The 22362-nt window shown below is 59.5% G+C and carries 15 protein-coding genes, 4 tRNA genes and 5 rRNA genes; 5 read left to right on the top strand and 19 right to left on the bottom strand.

Annotation, left to right across the window (positions count from 1 at the left end):
* The first annotated feature begins 146 nt into the window (after window positions 1–146).
* Window positions 147–1361: a M20 aminoacylase family protein gene (locus tag P0M04_RS10730; RefSeq protein WP_259450474.1), complete on the top strand. Its 1215-nt coding sequence runs from the start codon at window positions 147–149 to the stop codon at window positions 1359–1361.
* Here the strand turns inward: P0M04_RS10730 and P0M04_RS10725 are convergent.
* The 6 genes from P0M04_RS10725 to P0M04_RS10700 all read right to left on the bottom strand — a co-directional run bounded on the left by P0M04_RS10725 (window position 1327) and on the right by P0M04_RS10700 (window position 5869).
* Entirely contained in the window at window positions 1327–2091 is a 765-nt protein-coding gene (locus P0M04_RS10725; protein ID WP_259450473.1) for an ABC transporter ATP-binding protein, read from the bottom strand. The two genes, P0M04_RS10730 and P0M04_RS10725, sit on opposite strands and share 35 nt — an antisense overlap.
* The gene (locus P0M04_RS10720) at window positions 2081–2860 is read right to left on the bottom strand and encodes an ABC transporter permease (RefSeq protein ID WP_259450472.1); all 780 of its coding nucleotides are present in this window, start codon (window positions 2858–2860) and stop codon (window positions 2081–2083) included. Before P0M04_RS10720 ends, P0M04_RS10725 begins: the two co-directional genes overlap by 11 nt.
* Before the next feature lie 17 nt (window positions 2861–2877).
* Complete coding sequence (locus P0M04_RS10715; RefSeq protein WP_259450471.1) at window positions 2878–3294, bottom strand: cupredoxin domain-containing protein; 417 nt, start codon at window positions 3292–3294, stop codon at window positions 2878–2880.
* Window positions 3291–3854: an SCO family protein gene (locus tag P0M04_RS10710; protein ID WP_259450470.1), complete on the bottom strand. Its 564-nt coding sequence runs from the start codon at window positions 3852–3854 to the stop codon at window positions 3291–3293. The genes P0M04_RS10715 and P0M04_RS10710 overlap by 4 nt, the downstream gene beginning before the upstream one ends.
* Complete coding sequence (locus P0M04_RS10705; protein ID WP_259450469.1) at window positions 3851–4888, bottom strand: ABC transporter substrate-binding protein; 1038 nt, start codon at window positions 4886–4888, stop codon at window positions 3851–3853. Before P0M04_RS10705 ends, P0M04_RS10710 begins: the two co-directional genes overlap by 4 nt.
* An 81-nt stretch (window positions 4889–4969) precedes the next feature.
* Window positions 4970–5869: an NAD(P)-dependent oxidoreductase gene (locus P0M04_RS10700; protein WP_259450468.1), complete on the bottom strand. Its 900-nt coding sequence runs from the start codon at window positions 5867–5869 to the stop codon at window positions 4970–4972.
* Window positions 5870–6020: 151 nt separating this feature from the next.
* Here P0M04_RS10700 and P0M04_RS10695 point away from each other — a divergent pair, with 151 nt between their 5' ends.
* A complete protein-coding gene (locus P0M04_RS10695; protein ID WP_259450467.1) occupies window positions 6021–6560 on the top strand; it encodes an acyloxyacyl hydrolase in 540 nt (179 codons plus the stop codon).
* Between the two features lie 44 nt (window positions 6561–6604).
* Entirely contained in the window at window positions 6605–8050 is a 1446-nt protein-coding gene (locus P0M04_RS10690; RefSeq protein ID WP_259450466.1) for a DHA2 family efflux MFS transporter permease subunit, read from the top strand.
* A 3-nt stretch (window positions 8051–8053) separates the two neighbouring features.
* On the opposite strand, the gene P0M04_RS10685 is transcribed toward P0M04_RS10690, so the two are convergent.
* From P0M04_RS10685 to P0M04_RS10645, 9 genes are all read right to left on the bottom strand, one after another.
* Window positions 8054–8206, bottom strand: coding sequence for a penicillin acylase family protein (locus P0M04_RS10685; RefSeq protein WP_281042402.1), 153 nt, complete (start codon window positions 8204–8206; stop codon window positions 8054–8056).
* Between the two features lie 129 nt (window positions 8207–8335).
* Window positions 8336–8448: ribosomal RNA gene (gene rrf / locus P0M04_RS10680) — 5S ribosomal RNA — on the bottom strand.
* Between the two features lie 124 nt (window positions 8449–8572).
* Window positions 8573–11448 (bottom strand): 23S ribosomal RNA (locus P0M04_RS10675).
* A 228-nt stretch (window positions 11449–11676) separates the two neighbouring features.
* Window positions 11677–11752 (bottom strand) — tRNA-Ala (locus P0M04_RS10670).
* A gap of 10 nt (window positions 11753–11762) precedes the next feature.
* Window positions 11763–11839, bottom strand: a tRNA-Ile gene (locus P0M04_RS10665).
* Between the two features lie 80 nt (window positions 11840–11919).
* Window positions 11920–13448 (bottom strand): 16S ribosomal RNA (locus P0M04_RS10660).
* The 16S, 23S and 5S rRNA genes sit together here with 2 tRNA genes alongside, the layout of an rRNA operon.
* Before the next feature lie 373 nt (window positions 13449–13821).
* Complete coding sequence (gene ampC / locus P0M04_RS10655) at window positions 13822–14979, bottom strand: class C beta-lactamase (RefSeq protein WP_259452978.1); 1158 nt, start codon at window positions 14977–14979, stop codon at window positions 13822–13824.
* A gap of 90 nt (window positions 14980–15069) precedes the next feature.
* Window positions 15070–15825 carry a LytR/AlgR family response regulator transcription factor gene (locus P0M04_RS10650; RefSeq protein WP_259452982.1) on the bottom strand — a complete coding sequence of 252 codons (756 nt, stop codon included), beginning with the start codon at window positions 15823–15825 and terminating at the stop codon, window positions 15070–15072.
* Window positions 15826–15827: 2 nt separating this feature from the next.
* Complete coding sequence (locus P0M04_RS10645) at window positions 15828–16934, bottom strand: sensor histidine kinase (RefSeq protein ID WP_259452979.1); 1107 nt, start codon at window positions 16932–16934, stop codon at window positions 15828–15830.
* A gap of 141 nt (window positions 16935–17075) precedes the next feature.
* Here P0M04_RS10645 and bla point away from each other — a divergent pair, with 141 nt between their 5' ends.
* Window positions 17076–17924, top strand: coding sequence for a subclass B3 metallo-beta-lactamase (bla, locus tag P0M04_RS10640; protein WP_259452980.1), 849 nt, complete (start codon window positions 17076–17078; stop codon window positions 17922–17924).
* Window positions 17921–18814 carry an alpha/beta hydrolase gene (locus P0M04_RS10635; protein WP_259452981.1) on the top strand — a complete coding sequence of 298 codons (894 nt, stop codon included), beginning with the start codon at window positions 17921–17923 and terminating at the stop codon, window positions 18812–18814. Before bla ends, P0M04_RS10635 begins: the two co-directional genes overlap by 4 nt.
* A 51-nt stretch (window positions 18815–18865) precedes the next feature.
* Here P0M04_RS10635 and rrf (P0M04_RS10630) read toward each other — a convergent pair.
* From rrf (P0M04_RS10630) to P0M04_RS10615, 4 genes are all read right to left on the bottom strand, one after another.
* A 5S ribosomal RNA gene (rrf, locus tag P0M04_RS10630) occupies window positions 18866–18978 on the bottom strand.
* Window positions 18979–19099: 121 nt separating this feature from the next.
* Window positions 19100–21976: ribosomal RNA gene (locus P0M04_RS10625) — 23S ribosomal RNA — on the bottom strand.
* A 223-nt stretch (window positions 21977–22199) separates the two neighbouring features.
* Window positions 22200–22275 (bottom strand) — tRNA-Ala (locus P0M04_RS10620).
* Window positions 22276–22285: 10 nt separating this feature from the next.
* Window positions 22286–22362, bottom strand: a tRNA-Ile gene (locus P0M04_RS10615).

The following is a 22362-nucleotide window of genomic DNA, read 5'->3' as shown; positions in this document are numbered from 1 at the left end:
GATTCATCCAGAAAAACGTCGATAAACCAGTACTTTATACGATTCCGGTGGCAGCCGTTGGGGCTCTGGCCTTCCACATGATGGAAGGGCTACAATAGTTCAATAGATGCATGCCTACGAGGCATCACAGCATACGGAGAGAAACAATGAGACTGGTCGAACCTATTCTCGCTTACCAATCCGAGCTCGAAACGATCCGGCGCGACATCCACGCCCATCCCGAACTCTGCTACGAAGAACAACGCACGGCCGACGTCGTGGCCGCGCGCCTCACCGAATGGGGCATCCCCGTGGTCCGCGGACTTGGCGTGACCGGTGTCGTCGGCATCATCAAGAACGGCACCTCGGACCGCGCCATCGGCCTGCGTGCCGACATGGACGCCCTGCCGATGCAGGAACTCAACACATTTGATCACGCGTCGCGCCACGCCGGCAAGATGCATGCTTGTGGTCATGACGGGCACACAACGATGCTGTTGGGTGCAGCCCACTATCTGTCGCAGAACCGCAACTTCGACGGCACCGTGTACCTGATCTTCCAGCCGGCCGAGGAAGGCGGCGCCGGCGCGCGCCGCATGATGGACGACGGTTTGTTCGAACGTTTTCCGATGGACGCCGTGTACGGCATGCACAACTGGCCGGGCATCAAGGCGGGCAGCTTCGGCGTCGTCGCGGGGCCGATGATGGCATCCAGTAACGAATTCCGCGTCGTCGTCAAGGGCAAGGGCGCGCACGCCGCGCAGCCGCACCGCGGCATCGACCCGGTGATGGTCGCCGTGCAGATCGCGCAAGCGTGGCAGACGATCATCTCGCGCGAAAAGAACCCGCTCGATACGGCCGTCCTGTCGATCACGCAGATCCACGCCGGCAGCGCCACCAACGTCATCCCGGACGAAGCCGTCATGATCGGCACCGTGCGCACGTTCTCCACCAGCGTGCTGGACCTGATCGAGCGGCGCATGAACGAACTCGCGAGCGGGCTGGCAGCCGGCTTCGGCGCCACTGTCGATTTTTCGTTCAAGCGCAATTACCCGCCCCTCATCAACCATCCGGAACAGACGGCATTCGCGATCGAAGCGATGCGCGCCGTGGTGGGTGCGGACAACGTCGACACGAACGTCGAGCCGACGATGGGCGCCGAGGATTTCGCGTTCATGCTGCAGGAAAAGCCGGGCTGCTATGTCTTCATCGGCAACGGCGACGGCGATCATCGAAGCCATGGCCACGGCCTCGGACCGTGCCAGCTGCACAACGGCAGCTACGACTTCAATGACCACCTGCTGCCGATCGGCGCCAGCTTCTGGGCGAGACTCGTCGAGATGAGCCTTACAGCCCCAGCTCCTTCAACACCGCTTCCTTGAGATCCTGCGCTTCGGGGCTGGACATCTTGCGCGGATGCGGGATGTTCACCTCGAACGTGGCCTGGATCGTCGTGGGCCGCGGCGACAGCACGACGATGCGGTCCGCCAGGTGCACCGCTTCCTCGACGTCGTGCGTGATCAGGAGCACCGTGTGGCGCTCCTCTTCCAGGATGCGCAGCAGCTCCATGCGCATCTTGAGGTTCATGAGCGCATCGAGCGCGGAGAACGGCTCGTCCATGTAGAGGATCTCGGGCTTCATCACGAGCGCCCGCGCGATCTCCACGCGTTTCAGCATGCCGCCCGACAGTTCGTGCGAATAGCTTTTCTCGAAACCTTTCAATCCCACCATCGCTGTGTAGTGGTCGGCGAGTTCCGCCTTTTCGGCCTCGCTGATGCCGTCCAGGCCGAACATCAGGTTCTGCTGCACCGTCAGCCACGGGAACACGGAGCCGTGCTGGGAAATGAGGATGCCCTTCGGGCTCGGACCGTGGCGCACCTGGCCGTCGATCAGGACGCGGCCTTCGTCCGGCTGGTCGAAGCCGCACAGCATCTTCATCAACGTGGACTTGCCGCAGCCGGACGGACCGACGATGGCGACGAATTCGCCGTCGCGGATGGTCAGGCTGATGCCGCCGACGACCGGCAACGTGCCCTTGCGCGTCTCGAAGCTTCTCCGGATGTCGTCGACGACGATCTTGTCCGCGACCTTGTATTGCACCTTAGCGTCCATAGCGCCACCTTACCGATTTGAGACGTTCCAGGAGACGGGTGATCCCGTCCAGCATGAGGCCGATGATGCCGATGATGATCATGGCGGCGATCACGAGGTCATAGCGATTACCGGCATTGCGCGAATCCATGATCAGGTAGCCGAGGCCCGAACGCAGCGCGATCATCTCCGCCGCCACGACGACCAGCCACGCGACGCCCAGCGTGATGCGCATGCCGACGATGATCTCGGGCAGCACGGCGGGAATGATCACCTGGCGATACAGCTTGGCGCGCGACACGCCGAAGTTTTCCGCCGCACGCAGGTAGCGCCGCTCGATCGTGTGCACGCCGGCGGCCGTCTGCACGATCATCGGGAACACGGACGCGATGAAGATCAGGAAGATCGGCGACGCGTTACCCACGCCGAACCACAGGATCGCGAGCGGGATCCAGGCGATCGGAGAGATAGGGCGCAGCAGCTGGAACAGCGGATTCAGCGTGACCCAGGCCGCGTCCATGCGGCCGATCCACAGGCCCAGCGGAATGGCGACGGCGATCGCCAGCAAAAAGCCGGTACCGACGCGCATCAGCGAGGAACCGATGTGGTCCCACAGCGTGCCGTCCTGGATCAGTTCCCACGTGCCCGTGACGACCTGTCCCGGCGTCGGGAAGATCGCGCTGTGCGTCGCGACGACGACGGCCCACCAGACCGCGATCAGCAATGCCAGCACGATGGCCGGCGCGATGATCCGCGCCCGCTTCTGTGCAAAAAAACTCTTCTTTTTCACAGCCTCTTGTCTCCCTCTTATGGTTGCAACCAATGTCGTGCGCGCCACACCAGCCGCCGCCAGCCCGCATCGGGTGCTGGCTCGACGACGATGCGCATCTGACCGCTCGCGTGCGCCGTGCATTCGAACTGCACGTCTCCCGCGACGCCGAACGGCATCCTGAAACTCTGCCCCGGCATGATCAACACGGGCCCGAACGTCTGCGGCACATTGTCGAGGTTCTTCAGCACGAGGATGTCCTTCACGCCCAGCGTGAGCCGGATCGACGTCGGCAGGATCTCGACCTTGTCGCCCGCGGCGCGCCGCGCGTACGTCCCCGCAGGAATCTCGAACAGCTGCTCGCGCGAGCCGGCGGGGATCGGCGCAAACATGGCCCACAGCGCCGCGATGGCGAGGGCTGCCGCGGCCAGCACCAGGATGCGGGAACGCGTCATTGATTCAGCAGGACGCGTACGTCGTGCACGACGTCGTCCACCGCGCGGCCGTACGGACTCAATGCGCGCAGCTTGCCGGACCGGTCGATCAGGTAAACGAAGGACGAATGATTGAAACCGTAGTTCGCAGCGCTGCCCGTCCTGGTGGACGTGACGCCGTATTCCTTGCGCACCTCGGCCAGTTGCGCGGCGGGGCCGGTCGCGCCCACGAACGACGGATCGAATGCCGTCAGATAGGCGCGCATCCGGTCGGCCGTGTCGCGCTCCGGATCGACGGTCACGTACACGACCTGGAAATCCTTGCCCTGCGCGCCCAGCTTCGATTTCACGGCCGCCAGTTCGGCGAGCGTCGTCGGGCAGACCGCCGGGCACGATGTGAACCCGAAGCCCAGCGCCACGACCTTGCCGTGGTAATCGGACAGTTTAAGAGGCTTGCCGGTCGAACCCTGCAGCGTAAAATCCGGCGCCATGCGGGGCGGCGAGAATTCGCCCGATTTCAATGCGTCGGCGCTTGCGGCCAAAGGCAAGGCAAACAGCAACGCCGTGACGAAGCGTTTCATAGCGAAATCGTGACGGGGCGGACGGCCTTGAAAAAGCTCTCGTCCACGTACTGGTTGAACTGGATGGGCTTCTTCAGCGTGCCCGCATCCAGCGACATCTGCATCAATTCGTCGAACTCCTGCCGGATGATGCGCAGGTCGCCATACGTGACGCGGTCGCTCGGATTCGTCATCACGAATTTCAGGATCTTCGGATCCTGGTTGAAGTATTTTTTCGTGGCCGCGATCGCGATCGCCTTGTCGCGGTGCGCCGCATCCGCGTCCATCCAGTGGCCGGCCGCCTGCACGTAGTTGACGAGGTCCTGCACGGCGGCACGGTTACTCGCGATCAGGTCTTCGCGCACGGTGAGCACGCAGCAGATGTAGTTCGGCCATTCATTGCGCGTCATGCGCAGCGGCGTCGCATAACCCGCCATCTGCGCGGCGGCGCCGAAGGGCTCGCCCGTGCAATAGGCGTCGATGGCTTTCGCGTACAGCGCGGCAGGCATGTCCGGCGGCGGCATTTCGACCAGTTCGACATCCTTGATCGACATGCCCTCTGCCGCCAGCATCTTGCGCAGGAAGAGCAGATCGACGGCGAAACGGCTCGGAATGGCGACGCGCTTGCCCTGCAGGTCGCGGAATTTTTTGTAGCCAGCATCCGTGCGCACCATGATCACCGCGCCGGAGCGGTGGCCCAGCGACACGACCTTGACGGGGATATTGCTGGACACCAGGTCCATGACCATCGGCGCCAGCACGTAGGCCGCCTGGATACGGCCCGCCATCAGCGATTCCTTCAGCTCGGGAAAGCCGCTGTATTTGCTGTACTCGAAGCCGAGCGGGTTCGCCGGTTTTGTCGAGGCGATCTCGGCCTCTTTCGCCGCGCACGCGACGGGCAGGGTCAGGTTGCAGGTCACCGGCAAGCCGGCGACGACCAGTGATGCGCTTTTCTTCTCCGAAGAACACGCCGCAAAAGCGGACGGCAACGCCATCGCCGACGCCAGTTTCAACAACTGCCGCCGCGTGCGGAAGCTGCTTTCCAGATTATCCATGCCGCCCCAGTCCTCTCCGTGGATTACGTAACGACGTAATACCTCTGAGAATTATACGGAGTTGTATTGATAGCGCAAACGTTATGGCATTTTGTCTGGCTCCGTACCCAACCGCTTGCCGGGATTCATGCGCTCCAGCGCGATGAGGCCGGCTGCGTGGTCGGCGGACGGGATGTCGTCCACGATGCTCTCGAACTGCCGCGTCACCAGCGCCGTCACGGGCAGCGTGACGCCGGCCGCGCTCGCCGCGGCAAGAATGTTGCGCTGGTCCTTCAACTGCGTCTTGACCTGGCCGCCGGGCATGAAGTTCCGCTCCAGCATGCGCTGGCCATGCACTTCCAGCACGCGGCTGCCGGCGAAGCCGCCGCGGATGGCGTCGCGCACGGCGGCGGGATCTGCGCCGGCGGCCTCCGCCAGCAGCAGCGCTTCCGCCACAACATTGATCGTTGCGCCGACGATCAACTGGTTGCACAGCTTGGCCACCTGGCCGCTGCCGACGGGGCCGACGGCTTTCGGCGAGCCCATCACGCGCAGCACCGGTTCGGCCTGGGCGTAATCGGCCGCGTCGGCGCCCGCCATGATCGCGAGCTGGCCCGCTTCCGCACCGCCCACGCCGCCGGACACGGGCGCATCGACGAAGCGGCAACCGGCCTGGCGCAGGCGCGCGGCGAAATTCACGGCTTCGTCCTGGCGCGTGGAGCTCATGTCGATCCACAGCGTGTGGTGCGCGAGTGCCGGCAGGGCATCGTCGATCACCTGGCCGACGACCGGTCCCGCTTCCAGGATCGAAATCACGATGTCGGCACCACGCACGGCATCCTGCAGGTCGGCATGCGGTTGGGCCCCGGTGTCGCGCAGCGGTTCGGCCTTGGCGGCCGTGCGATTCCACACGCGCAGCGGATAGCCGGCCTGGGCCAGCCGGGTCGCCATCGGCTTGCCCATCAGGCCGATGCCGAGAAATGCCACAGTCGGTAACGTCATTGCTTCCTCACGAAATTCTATTAACCACATTTTAACAATTGGCAGCTCGACCACGTGCTGTCGAGGACCTCGCTACAATAGCGGTTTGGCCGTGACCATTTTGCTCGCACGGCTTCCATTTACAGCAAAGGCAATGTTCTCCATGAAAAAAATGATGCGTTCCCTGGCGGCCATGGCCGCGATGTCGGCCGCAGCGGCGGGCCATGCCGCCGACGGTTATTTCGATTCGTCGTCGGTGGAAGTCGGCGGCGGCGAGCACGTGCAGGTCGTCCGTCTCGCGGTCCAGAAAGACTGGAACAAGACCTGGCTGCCGACCAGCGGCTACCACCTGAACGGCTACTGGGACGCGAACGTCGCCTACTGGCGCGCCAACCAGTGGCTCGACCAGCCGGGCAACACGAAGGACCTGGCCGTCGTCGGCATCACGCCGGTGTTCCGCTGGGAAGCCGACAATAAACTGGGCTTCTACGCCGACGCCGGCATCGGCGCCGCCGTCTTCTCGAGCGTGTACCGCAACACGCACCGCCAACTGTCGACCGCCTTTGAATTCGCCGACCACGTGGGCGTGGGCTATGTCTTCGCCAACAAATGGGAACTGGGCGCGCGCCTGCAGCACTACTCGAACGGCGGCATCAAGAAGCCGAACGGCGGCGTGAACCTGCTGCTGCTGAAGGCCGCGTACCACTACTGACCGGGTAGCGACTCGGTTATCGGATTTATGTGAGAATTCATCCGATGACCGATACCGATACCATCAAACGCTATTTGCCGTGGCTGGTGGCGACTGCGCTGTTCATGGAGCAGCTCGACGCCACCATCGTCAACACCGCCGTCCCCAGCATCGCGGCCAGCCTGCAGGTTACGCCTCTCAGCCTCAAATCCGTCGTTACGAGTTACATCCTCAGCCTGGCCGTGGGCATTCCGGTCAGTGGGTGGATGGCCGACCGCTTCGGCACGCGCCGCGTGTTCTTCACGGCGATCGCGATCTTCACGGTGGCATCCGTACTGTGCGGGCTGTCCCTGAACGCACCCATGATGGTCGCGGCCCGCCTGCTGCAAGGCCTCGGCGGCGCGATGATGATGCCGGTCGGGCGCCTGTCGATCATCCGCACGTTTCCGAAGAACGAGTTGCTGGGCGCGATGAACTTCGTGATCCTGCCGGCGCTGATCGGCCCGCTGCTCGGTCCAACCGTCGGCGGCCTGATCGTGCACTGGATTTCCTGGCGCGCCATTTTCTTCGTCAACGTGCCCGTCGGGCTGCTCGCCTTGTACCTCGTCTGGCGCCACATGCCGGATTACCACGGCGCCGAGCCTCGTCCGCTGGACGTGATCGGGCTGATCCTGTTCAGCTCGGGCACGGCGATCCTGTCCTGGCTGCTGGAAGTCTTCGGCGAACACACGCTCGACCCGATGACGGCCGGCCTGATGCTGGCGCTGTCCATCGCCCTGCTGGCCGCCTACGCGTGGCACGCGAGCCAGTATCAGTTCCCGCTGCTGCGCCTGGCGTTGTTCAAGGTGCGCACGTTCCGCATCTCGGTGCTGGGCGGCTTCATCACGCGCCTGGGCATCGGCGGCCTGCCCTTCCTGCTGCCGCTGCTGTACCAGCTCGGCCTGAAACTGGCGCCGTGGCAGTCGGGCCTGTTGATGATGCCGACGGCCGCCGCCGCAATGGGCATGAAGCTGATCGCGCCGAAAGTCCTCGCACGCTTCGGCTACCGTCAGGTACTCATCTTCAACACGATCTGCATCGGCCTGACGATCGGCCTGTTCTCGCTGGTCGGTCCGTCCACGCCGTGGTACGCCATCGCGGGCATCGGCCTGCTGCAGGGCTTTTTCAATTCGCTGCAATTCTCGAGCATGAACACGCTCGCGTATGCCGACGTGGAATCGAAAGACTCCAGCATGGCCAGCACGATCGCGTCGTCGTTCCAGCAGCTGTCGATGAGCTTCGGCCTCGCCGCCGGTTCGATCGTGACGGCCTGGTTCCTGGGCCGCGTGCCCCAGACGGACCAGGTGATGGTCACCAGGGCGCTGCACCACGCGTTCATCGCCCTGGCCGTCATGACGATGCTGTCGTCCCTCGTGTTCGCGCGCCTGCGCCGCGACGATGGCGAAAGCATCACCAAGAGCAAGACAGCGACGGCCGTGGCGCAGGATCCGGCGCCGCTGTCTCAAGCGTGACTTTTATTCGGCCAGCGTCGCGGTGTTGCGGTTCGGATCCGCATTGATGCTGGCCTCCGTGAACGGCAGCGCCGGCCATTCCTTGCGCGAGTACAGCGGCAACTGGTCCGCGTAGTACGGCGATTTCGGATCCGTCGACTGGCCGTAGACGAGCATCGCTTGGGCGACCGGGCCCGCGCATAGGCATACGCGAGGCCACAGCTTAGGCCGCGGAGATCTGAAGTAGGTGAAATAGAAAGCAAAAAGCCCGCTCAAGATCACTTGAGCGGGCTTTTCTAATAACTAGCCTGACGATAACCTACTTTCACACTGGTTGCAGCACTATCATCGGCGCAGAGTCTTTTCACGGTCCTGTTCGGGATGGGAAGGGGTGGTACAGACTTGCTATGGTCATCAGGCATAACTTGTACGAGTGCCGCAGCTTATGCGTGCGTCACTCTGAATCCGGAAGAAGCAGTTTTCGTAATCTGTTGTCTCAACAAACAGCTGAACCCTTGCGTTGGCAATGACTGCCAAGGTTATAGGGACAAGCCGTACGGGCAATTAGTATCAGTTAGCTTAATGCATTACTGCACTTCCACACCTGACCTATCAACGTCCTGGTCTCGAACGACCCTTCAAGGAGCTCAAGGCTCCGGGAAATCTCATCTCAAGGCGAGTTTCCCGCTTAGATGCTTTCAGCGGTTATCTCTTCCGAACTTAGCTACCCGGCAATGCCACTGGCGTGACAACCGGTACACCAGAGGTTCGTCCACTCCGGTCCTCTCGTACTAGGAGCAGCCCCTTCAAATTTCCAACGCCCACGGCAGATAGGGACCAAACTGTCTCACGACGTTTTAAACCCAGCTCACGTACCACTTTAAATGGCGAACAGCCATACCCTTGGGACCGGCTACAGCCCCAGGATGTGATGAGCCGACATCGAGGTGCCAAACTCCCCCGTCGATATGAACTCTTGGGAGGAATCAGCCTGTTATCCCCAGAGTACCTTTTATCCGTTGAGCGATGGCCCTTCCATACAGAACCACCGGATCACTATGTCCTACTTTCGTACCTGCTCGACTTGTCGGTCTCGCAGTTAAGCACGCTTATGCCATTGCACTATTAGCACGATGTCCGACCGTACCTAGCGTACCTTCGAACTCCTCCGTTACACTTTAGGAGGAGACCGCCCCAGTCAAACTGCCTACCATGCACTGTCCCCGACCCGGATCACGGGCCAAGGTTAGAACCTCAAACGAACCAGGGTGGTATTTCAAGGTTGGCTCCACGAGAACTGGCGTCCCCGCTTCAAAGCCTCCCACCTATCCTACACAGATTGGTTCAAAGTCCAATGCAAAGCTACAGTAAAGGTTCATGGGGTCTTTCCGTCTAGCCGCGGGTAGATTGCATCATCACAAACATTTCAACTTCGCTGAGTCTCGGGAGGAGACAGTGTGGCCATCGTTACGCCATTCGTGCAGGTCGGAACTTACCCGACAAGGAATTTCGCTACCTTAGGACCGTTATAGTTACGGCCGCCGTTTACTGGGACTTCAATCAAGAGCTTGCACCCCATCATTTAATCTTCCAGCACCGGGCAGGCGTCACACCCTATACGTCCACTTTCGTGTTTGCAGAGTGCTGTGTTTTTATTAAACAGTCGCAGCCACCAGTTTATTGCAACCCTTTCACCCTCATGGAGTAAACCAATCAAGCTACCGGGGCGTACCTTATCCCGAAGTTACGGTACCAATTTGCCGAGTTCCTTCTCCCGAGTTCTCTCAAGCGCCTTAGAATACTCATCTCGCCCACCTGTGTCGGTTTGCGGTACGGTCTCGTATGACTGAAGCTTAGAGGCTTTTCTTGGAACCACTTCCGATTGCTTCGTGTCACAAGGACACACGTCTCGACCCCTTGAATTACGTGCCCGGATTTGCCTAAGCACCTTCTATGAGTCAAAAACCAGCTATTCCAACAGCTGGACAACCTTCCGCGATCCGTCCCCCCATCGCATCATACGACGGTGCAGGAATATTAACCTGCTTCCCATCAGCTACGCATCTCTGCCTCGCCTTAGGGGCCGACTCACCCTGCTCCGATGAACGTTGAACAGGAAACCTTGGGCTTTCGGCGAGAGGGCTTTTCACCCTCTTTATCGCTACTCATGTCAGCATTCGCACTTCCGATACCTCCAGCATCCTTTACAAGACACCTTCTCAGGCTTACGGAACGCTCTCCTACCATATGTGCAAGCACATATCCGCAGCTTCGGTGACTGGCTTAGCCCCGTTACATCTTCCGCGCAGGACGACTCGATCAGTGAGCTATTACGCTTTCTTTAAATGATGGCTGCTTCTAAGCCAACATCCTGACTGTTTTAGCCTTCCCACTTCGTTTTCCACTTAGCCAATCTTTGGGACCTTAGCTGGCGGTCTGGGTTGTTTCCCTCTTGACGCCGGACGTTAGCACCCGACGTCTGTCTCCCAAGCTCGCACTCATCGGTATTCGGAGTTTGCAATGGTTTGGTAAGTCGCAATGACCCCCTAGCCATAACAGTGCTCTACCCCCGATGGTGATACTTGAGGCACTACCTAAATAGTTTTCGGAGAGAACCAGCTATTTCCAGGTTTGTTTAGCCTTTCACCCCTACCCACAGCTCATCCCCTAATTTTTCAACATTAGTGGGTTCGGACCTCCAGGGCGTGTTACCGCACCTTCATCCTGGCCATGGGTAGATCACCTGGTTTCGGGTCTACACCCAGCGACTGTCGCCCTGTTCGGACTCGATTTCTCTACGGCTCCCCTATTCGGTTAACCTCGCCACTGAATGTAAGTCGCTGACCCATTATACAAAAGGTACGCCGTCACCCCACGAAGAGGCTCCGACTGTTTGTATGCACACGGTTTCAGGATCTATTTCACTCCCCTCCCGGGGTTCTTTTCGCCTTTCCCTCACGGTACTGGTTCACTATCGGTCGATTACGAGTATTTAGCCTTGGAGGATGGTCCCCCCATATTCAGACAGGATTTCTCGTGTCCCGCCCTACTTGTCGTACGCTTAGTATCACCGGTCTGATTTCGTGTACGGGGCTATCACCCGCTATGGCCGCCGTTTCCAAGGCGTTCCACTATCAGTCCGACTATCACGTACAAGGCTCATCCCATTTCGCTCGCCACTACTTTGGGAATCTCGGTTGATTTCTTTTCCTGCAGCTACTTAGATGTTTCAGTTCGCCGCGTTCGCTTTGCATACCTATGTATTCAGTATGCAATGACCTAAAAGGCCGGGTTTCCCCATTCGGAAATCTGCGGATCAAAGTGTGTTTGCTCACTCCCCGCAGCTTATCGCAAGCTACTACGTCCTTCATCGCCTGTAATCGCCAAGGCATCCACCATGTGCACTTATTCGCTTGTCCCTATAACGTTGGCCCCTGTATGAGTATCAGGGAACGTCATATCGACAAGGATTCAGCTTACTTTGTTTGTTGATACATACAGATTACTACCCTAAGTGTGCATCTAACTTTCGTTAGCTACACGCTTAAAGAAAACTTTACTTCTTCCAGATTGTTAAAGAACGAGAACTACACTTATCGAAACTCAGCGTTGCTGGGCTTTGATAAATATAGTGATAAACAGTCGAATGGTGGAGGATGACGGGATCGAACCGACGACCCCCTGCTTGCAAAGCAGGTGCTCTCCCAGCTGAGCTAATCCCCCGTTTGGAACTTGGTGGGTCTGGTTGGATTCGAACCAACGACCCCCGCGTTATCAACACGGTGCTCTAACCGACTGAGCTACAGACCCGAACTGTTCTCGTTTAACTTTGCAACAGCCGATAAGCGTGGGCGCTTGATGATGGAGCGTAAGCTCCCGTGCCACTCTAGAAAGGAGGTGATCCAGCCGCACCTTCCGATACGGCTACCTTGTTACGACTTCACCCCAGTCACGAATCCTACCGTGGTAAGCGCCCTCCTTGCGGTTAAGCTACCTACTTCTGGTAAAACCCGCTCCCATGGTGTGACGGGCGGTGTGTACAAGACCCGGGAACGTATTCACCGCGGCATGCTGATCCGCGATTACTAGCGATTCCAACTTCACGCAGTCGAGTTGCAGACTGCGATCCGGACTACGATACACTTTCTGGGATTAGCTCCCCCTCGCGGGTTGGCGGCCCTCTGTATGTACCATTGTATGACGTGTGAAGCCCTACCCATAAGGGCCATGAGGACTTGACGTCATCCCCACCTTCCTCCGGTTTGTCACCGGCAGTCTCATTAGAGTGCTCTTGCGTAGCAACTAATGACAAGGGTTGCGCTCGTTGCGGGACTTAACCCAACATCTCACGACACGAGCTGACGACAGCCATGCAGCACCTGTGTTCAGGCTCCCTTTCGGGCACCCTCCAATCTCTCGGAGGTTCCTGACATGTCAAGGGTAGGTAAGGTTTTTCGCGTTGCATCGAATTAATCCACATCATCCACCGCTTGTGCGGGTCCCCGTCAATTCCTTTGAGTTTTAATCTTGCGACCGTACTCCCCAGGCGGTCTACTTCACGCGTTAGCTGCGTTACCAAGTCAATTAAGACCCGACAACTAGTAGACATCGTTTAGGGCGTGGACTACCAGGGTATCTAATCCTGTTTGCTCCCCACGCTTTCGTGCATGAGCGTCAATCTTGACCCAGGGGGCTGCCTTCGCCATCGGTGTTCCTCCACATCTCTACGCATTTCACTGCTACACGTGGAATTCTACCCCCCTCTGCCAGATTCAAGCCTTGCAGTCTCCATCGCAATTCCCAGGTTAAGCCCGGGGCTTTCACGACAGACTTACAAAACCGCCTGCGCACGCTTTACGCCCAGTAATTCCGATTAACGCTTGCACCCTACGTATTACCGCGGCTGCTGGCACGTAGTTAGCCGGTGCTTATTCTTCAGGTACCGTCATTAGCCCCAGATATTAGCTGAGGCCGTTTCTTCCCTGACAAAAGAGCTTTACAACCCGAAGGCCTTCTTCACTCACGCGGCATTGCTGGATCAGGCTTGCGCCCATTGTCCAAAATTCCCCACTGCTGCCTCCCGTAGGAGTCTGGGCCGTGTCTCAGTCCCAGTGTGGCTGGTCGTCCTCTCAGACCAGCTACTGATCGTCGCCTTGGTGAGCCTTTACCTCACCAACTAGCTAATCAGATATCGGCCGCTCCAGGAGCATGAGGTCTTGCGATCCCCCACTTTCATCCTTAGATCGTATGCGGTATTAGCGTAACTTTCGCTACGTTATCCCCCACTCTTGGGTACGTTCCGATATATTACTCACCCGTTCGCCACTCGCCGCCAGGTTGCCCCGCGCTGCCGTTCGACTTGCATGTGTAAAGCATGCCGCCAGCGTTCAATCTGAGCCAGGATCAAACTCTTCAGTTTAATTCCTGTTTTTGCTGCTTTCGCAGCATGTCGCTCACTCAAAATACTGACCGTTACTCATTGCTGAGCAACGTATTTCTTTTGTGTGAACATTTGATAATTTAAGCATTCAGCAGCACTTACGTGACTGCTGGCACTTCATCAAACGCCCACACTTATCGACTGTTTATTGTTAAAGAACTGTATTCGGTACTGCCTTGCTGCGTTTGCGAATCGTTTTGTTCGTCAGCAGCAGAGAAGTGAGATTATGCAGTACTTCGCTTAACTCGTCAACTCCTCATCTGTTTTGTTGCGCCGTCGTTACCGACTGATTTTCTTGCGCTGCAAAACAGGACGCGAACTATAGCAAAGGGTAGCCCGGTCCGCAAGGGGGTCACGGCACCAACTGTCCAAGAATCGAATAGGCCGCCTCGACCCGTGCCGAATTCGGGTAATTCTTATTGGCCAGCATGGCGATCCCGACGCGCCGTTCCGGCACGAACAGGACATAGGCGCCAAATCCGCGCGTCGCGCCTGTCTTGTTGAAGAGCGTCCCCGGCGGCGGTGCCTGCGGCGGCTCCAGCCGGACAGCCGGATTCGGCTCGGCGCTCATCTTCGTGGAATTCCCCGCCTGCAATGCGGCCAAAGTCACGGGTGCGCGGTACTGCTCCCATCCCAGCCCCTGCACGGTATCCCCGATGCGGAAGTAACCCGTGTGCGTGCAATCGATGGCGCGCCGCATCGGCTCCGGCAAGCCAGTCGAATCGATATTCGCCTGGACGAAGCGGATGACGTCGGCGGCGCTGGCCTTCACGCCATACGTCTCCGCGTCGAACGGCCCGGGACTGACGCGCACCGGCCGATTGGTTTTGTCGTAACCCCATGCGTAGTCGCCCATCGCGCCGGCGGGCACGCGGATATGACTGTGCTTCAGGCCGAGCGCGGGAAACAGCCGCCCTTCGACCGCGTCGGCGAAGTCGGTGCCCAGCGCCCGCGCCGTCACATGCCCGAACAGGCCGAGACTGGGATTCGAATACCGGCGCAACGTGCCGGGCGCCGCGGCCGGCCGCCACGTGCGGAAGTAAGCGATCGTCTGCGCCTCCGTCTCGACGTCGTCCGGGAATTGCTGCGGCAGGCCGCCCGGCGTATAGGTGCCCAGTTCGAGCACGCTCGCGCGGTCGATCGCGCTGTCCTTCAATTGCGGAATGTATTGGCCGGGATGGTCGGCGAACGACAGCTTGCCGAGGCCCTGCGCGTAGCAGGCCAGCGTCGCCGTGATGGTCTTGCTGACGGAGCCCAGTTCGAACAGCGTGTTCTCCGTGACGGGCTTGTGTTCCTGTTTCGACGCCTCGCCGTAATTGAAGAACAGCGTCTGCCCATCCACCGTGACGGCGACCGCCATGCCGGGCACGTCGTGCTGCGCCATCAGGGGTTGGATCGCGCGGTCGACGGCGGCGCGCACGGCGGCGGCATCGACCGCGCCCGCCGAAAGGGACAGCGACGACAAGGGCAGCAACGACAGGCATGCGATGGCAATGGACTTTGTAGACACAGCGTTCTCCGGATCGTTCGTGAGGGGACCAGTATAGGCAGGGACCTGTACACGCCGACAGCGCAACCGTCCCGGCAAACCGGGCGTTCGTCACATCGCCGACTTCAGCGCGCCCAGGTAACGCTCACTGACGGCGACCGTCGCACCGCAACGCAGCGTGAGGCGGTAGCTGCCGTCACCGATGGAATCCAGGCGCGCGATCTCGCCGCGCCTGACGATCGCACCGCGGTGCACGCGCAGGAAGTCCTCGGGCACAAGCAGGGCCTCGAGACGATTCAGTGTGATGCGGTGCAGGACCGTGCGTCCCGCCAGGTGCAGCTCGACATAATTCCCGGCCGATTCGATCCACAGGATATCGGCCACGCGGATCTGCTCGATGCGGCCGACCGAACGCACGTTGATTCGCTCCAGGGCTGCCTTCGTCTGGCCGGCATCGACGTAATCGCGCAGCGCCGCACCATATGCCTCACGCTGACGCTGTCCCAGCATGGCGCCGATGCGTTCGACCGCCTGGGCCAGGCGCGCATCGTTCAGGGGCTTGAGCAGGTAGTCGAGCGCGTGCACCTCGAACGCGTCGATCGCGTGTTCGCTGTAGGCCGTCACGAACACGATCAGCGGCGGCGCGCACGCGCGGCTGATCTCGCGCGCGAGCACGAGCCCCGATTCGGCCGGCATCTGGATGTCGAGGAAGATGACGTCGACCTCCCGCGCGGACAGCACCGCGCGCGCGGCCGCGGTGCCGTCGCATTCGGCCACGAGCCGCCAGTCCGGATGCGTGGCCAGGGCCAGGCGCAGATTGGAGCGGCTGGGCCGCTCGTCGTCGACGATCAGGTAGCGCACCGGCATGCTCACTCCCGCTCCAGCGGCAGGCGGACTTCGGCGACGAAGCGGCCGTCCTGCAGATCCGTGCGCAGCGTCGCGGTGGGATGCATGAGGCGCAGCCGTTCGCGCGTATTCGCGAGGCCGAGACCCGCGCCCGGATTGGGCGACGCCTGGGCGAGCGCGGGATTCGTCACCCGGATCGTGAGCGCCGCGCCGTCGGGCACGAACGATAAACGGATGTCGCTCGGCCCGTCGTGGCAATCGAGATCGTGGCGCAGCGCGTTCTCGATCAGCGGTTGCAACAACAGCGGCGGACAATCGGCGTCGTGCAGCAGCGCGCTGTCGCCTTCGATGCGGACCTGCAGCCGGTCGCCGTAGCGCAGGCGCTGCAGGTCGAGGTAGTCGCGCACGAACTGCAGTTCGTCCGCCACGGTCGCCGTGTTGCGCACGCTGGCCGACAGTGCATAGCGCAGCAGGTCGCTCAGGCGGCCGATGCCGCCCAGGGCCAGGGTCCGGTCGCCTTCGCGCACGAGCGCGCTGATCGCGTTCAGCGCATTGAACAGGAAGTGCGGTTCGAACTGCGCGCGCAGGGCCAGCATGCGCTGCTCTTCCAGCGCGAGACGCAGGTTGAGCATGTCGGTCTGGCTGCGCTGCCACGCCAGTTCGCGCTCGCGCGCCTGGCGCCAGTAGTGGACCGCGAGGATGGCGGCGAACGTACCCGTCGTCGAGAACCAGCCGACCAGCAGCATCTTCATCAGCAGGCGGCGCGCGTCGTCGAGGCTCGCGATGTGCAGGTAGCCGCGCAGGCACGCCATGTACGTCCACTGCGCGGGCTGGAACACGAGCACGAGACCCACGAAGAGCAGGAACACGTTGCGTGGACGGGCGATCAATCCGGGCCAGCGCGCGAGGGCGATGCTCAGACCCGCGCTCAGGACGATCAGCGGCACCGCGTACTCGACGAACCACGTCACCAACAGCGACGGATAGTGGCTGTCCACGCCGAGGCGCAGATTGTCGCTGTAGGTCTGCAGGGCGCCCAGGGTGCTGATCGCCGTCCACAACAGCACGACGATGACGATGGTCCTGACCGCGGGCGGCGTCGGTGGCGGGGAAATGGCGTGCTGCGTCATCGGGGAAGTATAGCGTGCCGCTGGACCGCGCCCGGCCGCTTCGTCACGTGGAAGCGGCGTTTCGTCACGGCGGCGTGTCCGTCGTCCCGACATGGTCGCAGAATCGGCGACGCATCATCCTTATCAACTCTCCAGCTACCCATGAAAAACACGATACGCCTGGCCGCCGCGCTCCTGCTCGGCGGCGTCTCCGCTTCCACTGTCGCCGGCATGACGGAGTGGCTCGCGCCGCAGGATCCGTTCCCCGTCTACGGCAACACGTATTACGTCGGCACGCACGGCATCGGCGCCGTGCTGATCACGTCGCCGGCGGGCCACATCCTCATCGACGGCGGGCCACCCGGCGCGGCCGACCAGATCGCGGCGCATGTCCGCGCACTCGGCTTCAAGGTCGAGGACATCCGCTACATCCTGAATGGCCACGATCACTTCGACCACGCCGGCGACATCGCGGCACTGCAGAAGATGAGCGGCGCCGCGGTGCTGGGCAGTCCATCCTCCATCGCCGTGCTGAAGTCGGGCCAGCCGGACAAGCGGGACCCGCAGTATCCCGACCTGATCCCGATGGCACCCGTCGCCAACACGCGCGCCGTGCACGACGGCGACGTCGTGAAGCTCGGACCGCTCGCGGTCACGGCGCACTTCACGCCCGGGCACACACCGGGGGCGACCAGCTGGACGTGGCAATCGGCTGAAGGCGGCAAGACGATGCACATGGTGTATGCGGACAGCCTCACCGCCATCGCCGCCGAGGGTCGCAGTTTCAGCAGGAATCCGCTCTATCCGAGCGCGCGGGCGGACGTCGAGCGTTCGATCGCCACGGTCGAAGCGCTGGAGTGCGACGTGCTCGTGAGCGCGCATCCGGACTTCAGCGATCTGTGGGAACGGAAGGAAAGCAAGACCTTCGTCGATCGCGACGCATGCCGCAAGTACGCGACGGCCGCGCGGACCTGGCTGGCTAAGACATTGGCGGCGGAGGGGCAACAGTGACGGTCATTCGCAAACTGCTGTTGTCGTGCTGCTTCGCATCGGGTCTCGCGGTGGCGGCGGTCCCGACACCGTACGTGCTCGACGACACGGAGGTGCGCGACGTGCACGCGGGCGCGCTGAACCGTGACTATCAGGTGTTCGTCGCGCTGCCGGATTCATATCGCTCGTCGAACCGGCGCTATCCCGTGGTATTCGTCGTCGACGCGAACTACGCGTTCCCGGTCGCGCGCGGCATTGCCCAGCGGCTGGCCAAGCATGCGGGCATGGAAGAGGCGATCGTCGTCGGCCTGTCGTATGCGAAGGGCGACAGTGCCGTGTACAGCCGGCGTCGCGACTACACGCCGTCCACACCCCGGGGCCAGTATGTCTCCGATATGCCGGGACGCAGCGCCGCATTCGGCGAGGCGCAAGCCTACGGCCGCTTCATCGCAGCCGACGTCTTCCCGCTGATCGCCGCGAACTACCGGGCCGACATGGGCCGCAAGATCTTTGTCGGCCATTCGTATGGCAGCCTGCTCGGCCTGCAGTTGTTACTGAGCGAGCCGGCCACGTTCGACCATTACATCCTCGGCAGTCCATCGCTGTGGTTCGACCAGGGCGTGATGTTCGATCGGGAACAGGCGTATGCAAAGGGACACAAGGATATGCCAGCATCCGTGTTCTTCGGTATCGGCGGGCGCGAGACGCTCGCGAAGGACCGGAAGCGGTCGCGCTCGGAAGAGAATGCGGACATGGTCGCGGACCTGTGCGATTTCGATGCGGCGCTGAAATCGCACCGTTATCCGAACCTGAAAAGCCGGCTCGAAGTGTTTGCGGACGAGGACCACGCCAGCGTCTTTCCGCTGGTGCTGACCCATGGGTTGCGGGCGTATCTGAAAAAGGTACGCTAGAAAGAAAAAAGCCCGCTCAGTGCATACTGAGCGGGCTTTTCTTAATAACTAGCCTGACGATAACCTACTTTCACACTGGTTGCAGCACTATCATCGGCGCAGAGTCTTTTCACGGTCCTGTTCGGGATGGGAAGGGGTGGTACAGACTTGCTATGGTCATCAGGCATAACTTGTACGGGTATCGTCTATGTGGACGCTACCCTGAATCTGGAAGAAGCAGTTTTCGTAATCTGTTGTCTCAACAAACAGCTGAACCCTTGCGTTGGCAATGACTGCCAAGGTTATAGGGACAAGCCGTACGGGCAATTAGTATCAGTTAGCTTAATGCATTACTGCACTTCCACACCTGACCTATCAACGTCCTGGTCTCGAACGACCCTTCAAGGAGCTCAAGGCTCCGGGAAATCTCATCTCAAGGCGAGTTTCCCGCTTAGATGCTTTCAGCGGTTATCTCTTCCGAACTTAGCTACCCGGCAATGCCACTGGCGTGACAACCGGTACACCAGAGGTTCGTCCACTCCGGTCCTCTCGTACTAGGAGCAGCCCCCTTCAAATTTCCAACGCCCACGGCAGATAGGGACCAAACTGTCTCACGACGTTTTAAACCCAGCTCACGTACCACTTTAAATGGCGAACAGCCATACCCTTGGGACCGGCTACAGCCCCAGGATGTGATGAGCCGACATCGAGGTGCCAAACTCCCCCGTCGATATGAACTCTTGGGAGGAATCAGCCTGTTATCCCCAGAGTACCTTTTATCCGTTGAGCGATGGCCCTTCCATACAGAACCACCGGATCACTATGTCCTACTTTCGTACCTGCTCGACTTGTCGGTCTCGCAGTTAAGCACGCTTATGCCATTGCACTATTAGCACGATGTCCGACCGTACCTAGCGTACCTTCGAACTCCTCCGTTACACTTTAGGAGGAGACCGCCCCAGTCAAACTGCCTACCATGCACTGTCCCCGACCCGGATCACGGGCCAAGGTTAGAACCTCAAACGAACCAGGGTGGTATTTCAAGGTTGGCTCCACGAGAACTAGCGTCCCCGCTTCAAAGCCTCCCACCTATCCTACACAGATTGGTTCAAAGTCCAATGCAAAGCTACAGTAAAGGTTCATGGGGTCTTTCCGTCTAGCCGCGGGTAGATTGCATCATCACAAACATTTCAACTTCGCTGAGTCTCGGGAGGAGACAGTGTGGCCATCGTTACGCCATTCGTGCAGGTCGGAACTTACCCGACAAGGAATTTCGCTACCTTAGGACCGTTATAGTTACGGCCGCCGTTTACTGGGACTTCAATCAAGAGCTTGCACCCCATCATTTAATCTTCCAGCACCGGGCAGGCGTCACACCCTATACGTCCACTTTCGTGTTTGCAGAGTGCTGTGTTTTTATTAAACAGTCGCAGCCACCAGTTTATTGCAACCCTTTCACCCTCATGGAGTAAACCAATCAAGCTACCGGGGCGTACCTTATCCCGAAGTTACGGTACCAATTTGCCGAGTTCCTTCTCCCGAGTTCTCTCAAGCGCCTTAGAATACTCATCTCGCCCACCTGTGTCGGTTTGCGGTACGGTCTCGTATGACTGAAGCTTAGAGGCTTTTCTTGGAACCACTTCCGATTGCTTCGTGTCACAAGGACACACGTCTCGACCCCTTGAATTACGCGCCCGGATTTGCCTAAGCGCCTTCTATGAGTCAAGAACCAGCTATTCCAACAGCTGGACAACCTTCCGCGATCCGTCCCCCCATCGCATCATACGACGGTGCAGGAATATTAACCTGCTTCCCATCAGCTACGCATCTCTGCCTCGCCTTAGGGGCCGACTCACCCTGCTCCGATGAACGTTGAACAGGAAACCTTGGGCTTTCGGCGAGAGGGCTTTTCACCCTCTTTATCGCTACTCATGTCAGCATTCGCACTTCCGATACCTCCAGCATCCTTTACAAGACACCTTCTCAGGCTTACGGAACGCTCTCCTACCATATGTGCAAGCACATATCCGCAGCTTCGGTGACTGGCTTAGCCCCGTTACATCTTCCGCGCAGGACGACTCGATCAGTGAGCTATTACGCTTTCTTTAAATGATGGCTGCTTCTAAGCCAACATCCTGACTGTTTTAGCCTTCCCACTTCGTTTTCCACTTAGCCAATCTTTGGGACCTTAGCTGGCGGTCTGGGTTGTTTCCCTCTTGACGCCGGACGTTAGCACCCGACGTCTGTCTCCCAAGCTCGCACTCATCGGTATTCGGAGTTTGCAATGGTTTGGTAAGTCGCAATGACCCCCTAGCCATAACAGTGCTCTACCCCCGATGGTGATACTTGAGGCACTACCTAAATAGTTTTCGGAGAGAACCAGCTATTTCCAGGTTTGTTTAGCCTTTCACCCCTACCCACAGCTCATCCCCTAATTTTTCAACATTAGTGGGTTCGGACCTCCAGGGCGTGTTACCGCACCTTCATCCTGGCCATGGGTAGATCACCTGGTTTCGGGTCTACACCCAGCGACTGTCGCCCTGTTCGGACTCGATTTCTCTACGGCTCCCCTATTCGGTTAACCTCGCCACTGAATGTAAGTCGCTGACCCATTATACAAAAGGTACGCCGTCACCCCACGAAGGGGCTCCGACTGTTTGTATGCACACGGTTTCAGGATCTATTTCACTCCCCTCCCGGGGTTCTTTTCGCCTTTCCCTCACGGTACTGGTTCACTATCGGTCGATTACGAGTATTTAGCCTTGGAGGATGGTCCCCCCATATTCAGACAGGATTTCTCGTGTCCCGCCCTACTTGTCGTACGCTTAGTACCACCGGTCTGATTTCGTGTACGGGGCTATCACCCGCTATGGCTCCTGTTTCCAAAGGATTCCACTATCAGTCCGACTATCACGTACAAGGCTCATCCCATTTCGCTCGCCACTACTTTGGGAATCTCGGTTGATTTCTTTTCCTGCAGCTACTTAGATGTTTCAGTTCGCCGCGTTCGCTTTGCATACCTATGTATTCAGTATGCAATGACCTAAAAGGCCGGGTTTCCCCATTCGGAAATCTGCGGATCAAAGTGTGTTTGCTCACTCCCCGCAGCTTATCGCAAGCTACTACGTCCTTCATCGCCTGTAATCGCCAAGGCATCCACCATGTGCACTTATTCGCTTGTCCCTATAACGTTGGCCCCTGCAGTCTTTCCGAAGGAAAGACGAGAAGGGAGCGTCATAGCAACAAGGATTCAGCTTACTTTGTTTGTTGATACATACAGATTACTACCCTAAGTGTTCGATACATTTTTCAACGTATTGAACGCTTAAAGAAAACTTTACTTCTTCCAGATTGTTAAAGAACGAGAACTACACTTACCTAAAACTTGAGTCTTACGTAAAGGTAGTGGTGGAGGATGACGGGATCGAACCGACGACCCCCTGCTTGCAAAGCAGGTGCTCTCCCAGCTGAGCTAATCCCCCATTTGAAACTTGGTGGGTCTGGTTGGATTCGAACCAACGACCCCCGCGTTATCAACACGGTGCTCTAACCGACTGAGCTACAGACCC

The organism is Telluria mixta (genome assembly GCF_029223865.1).
Classification (GTDB): domain Bacteria; phylum Pseudomonadota; class Gammaproteobacteria; order Burkholderiales; family Burkholderiaceae_D; genus Telluria; species Telluria mixta.
Note: the sequence above shows the minus strand (reverse complement) of the source record. Positions and strands in the feature narration are given on the sequence as shown.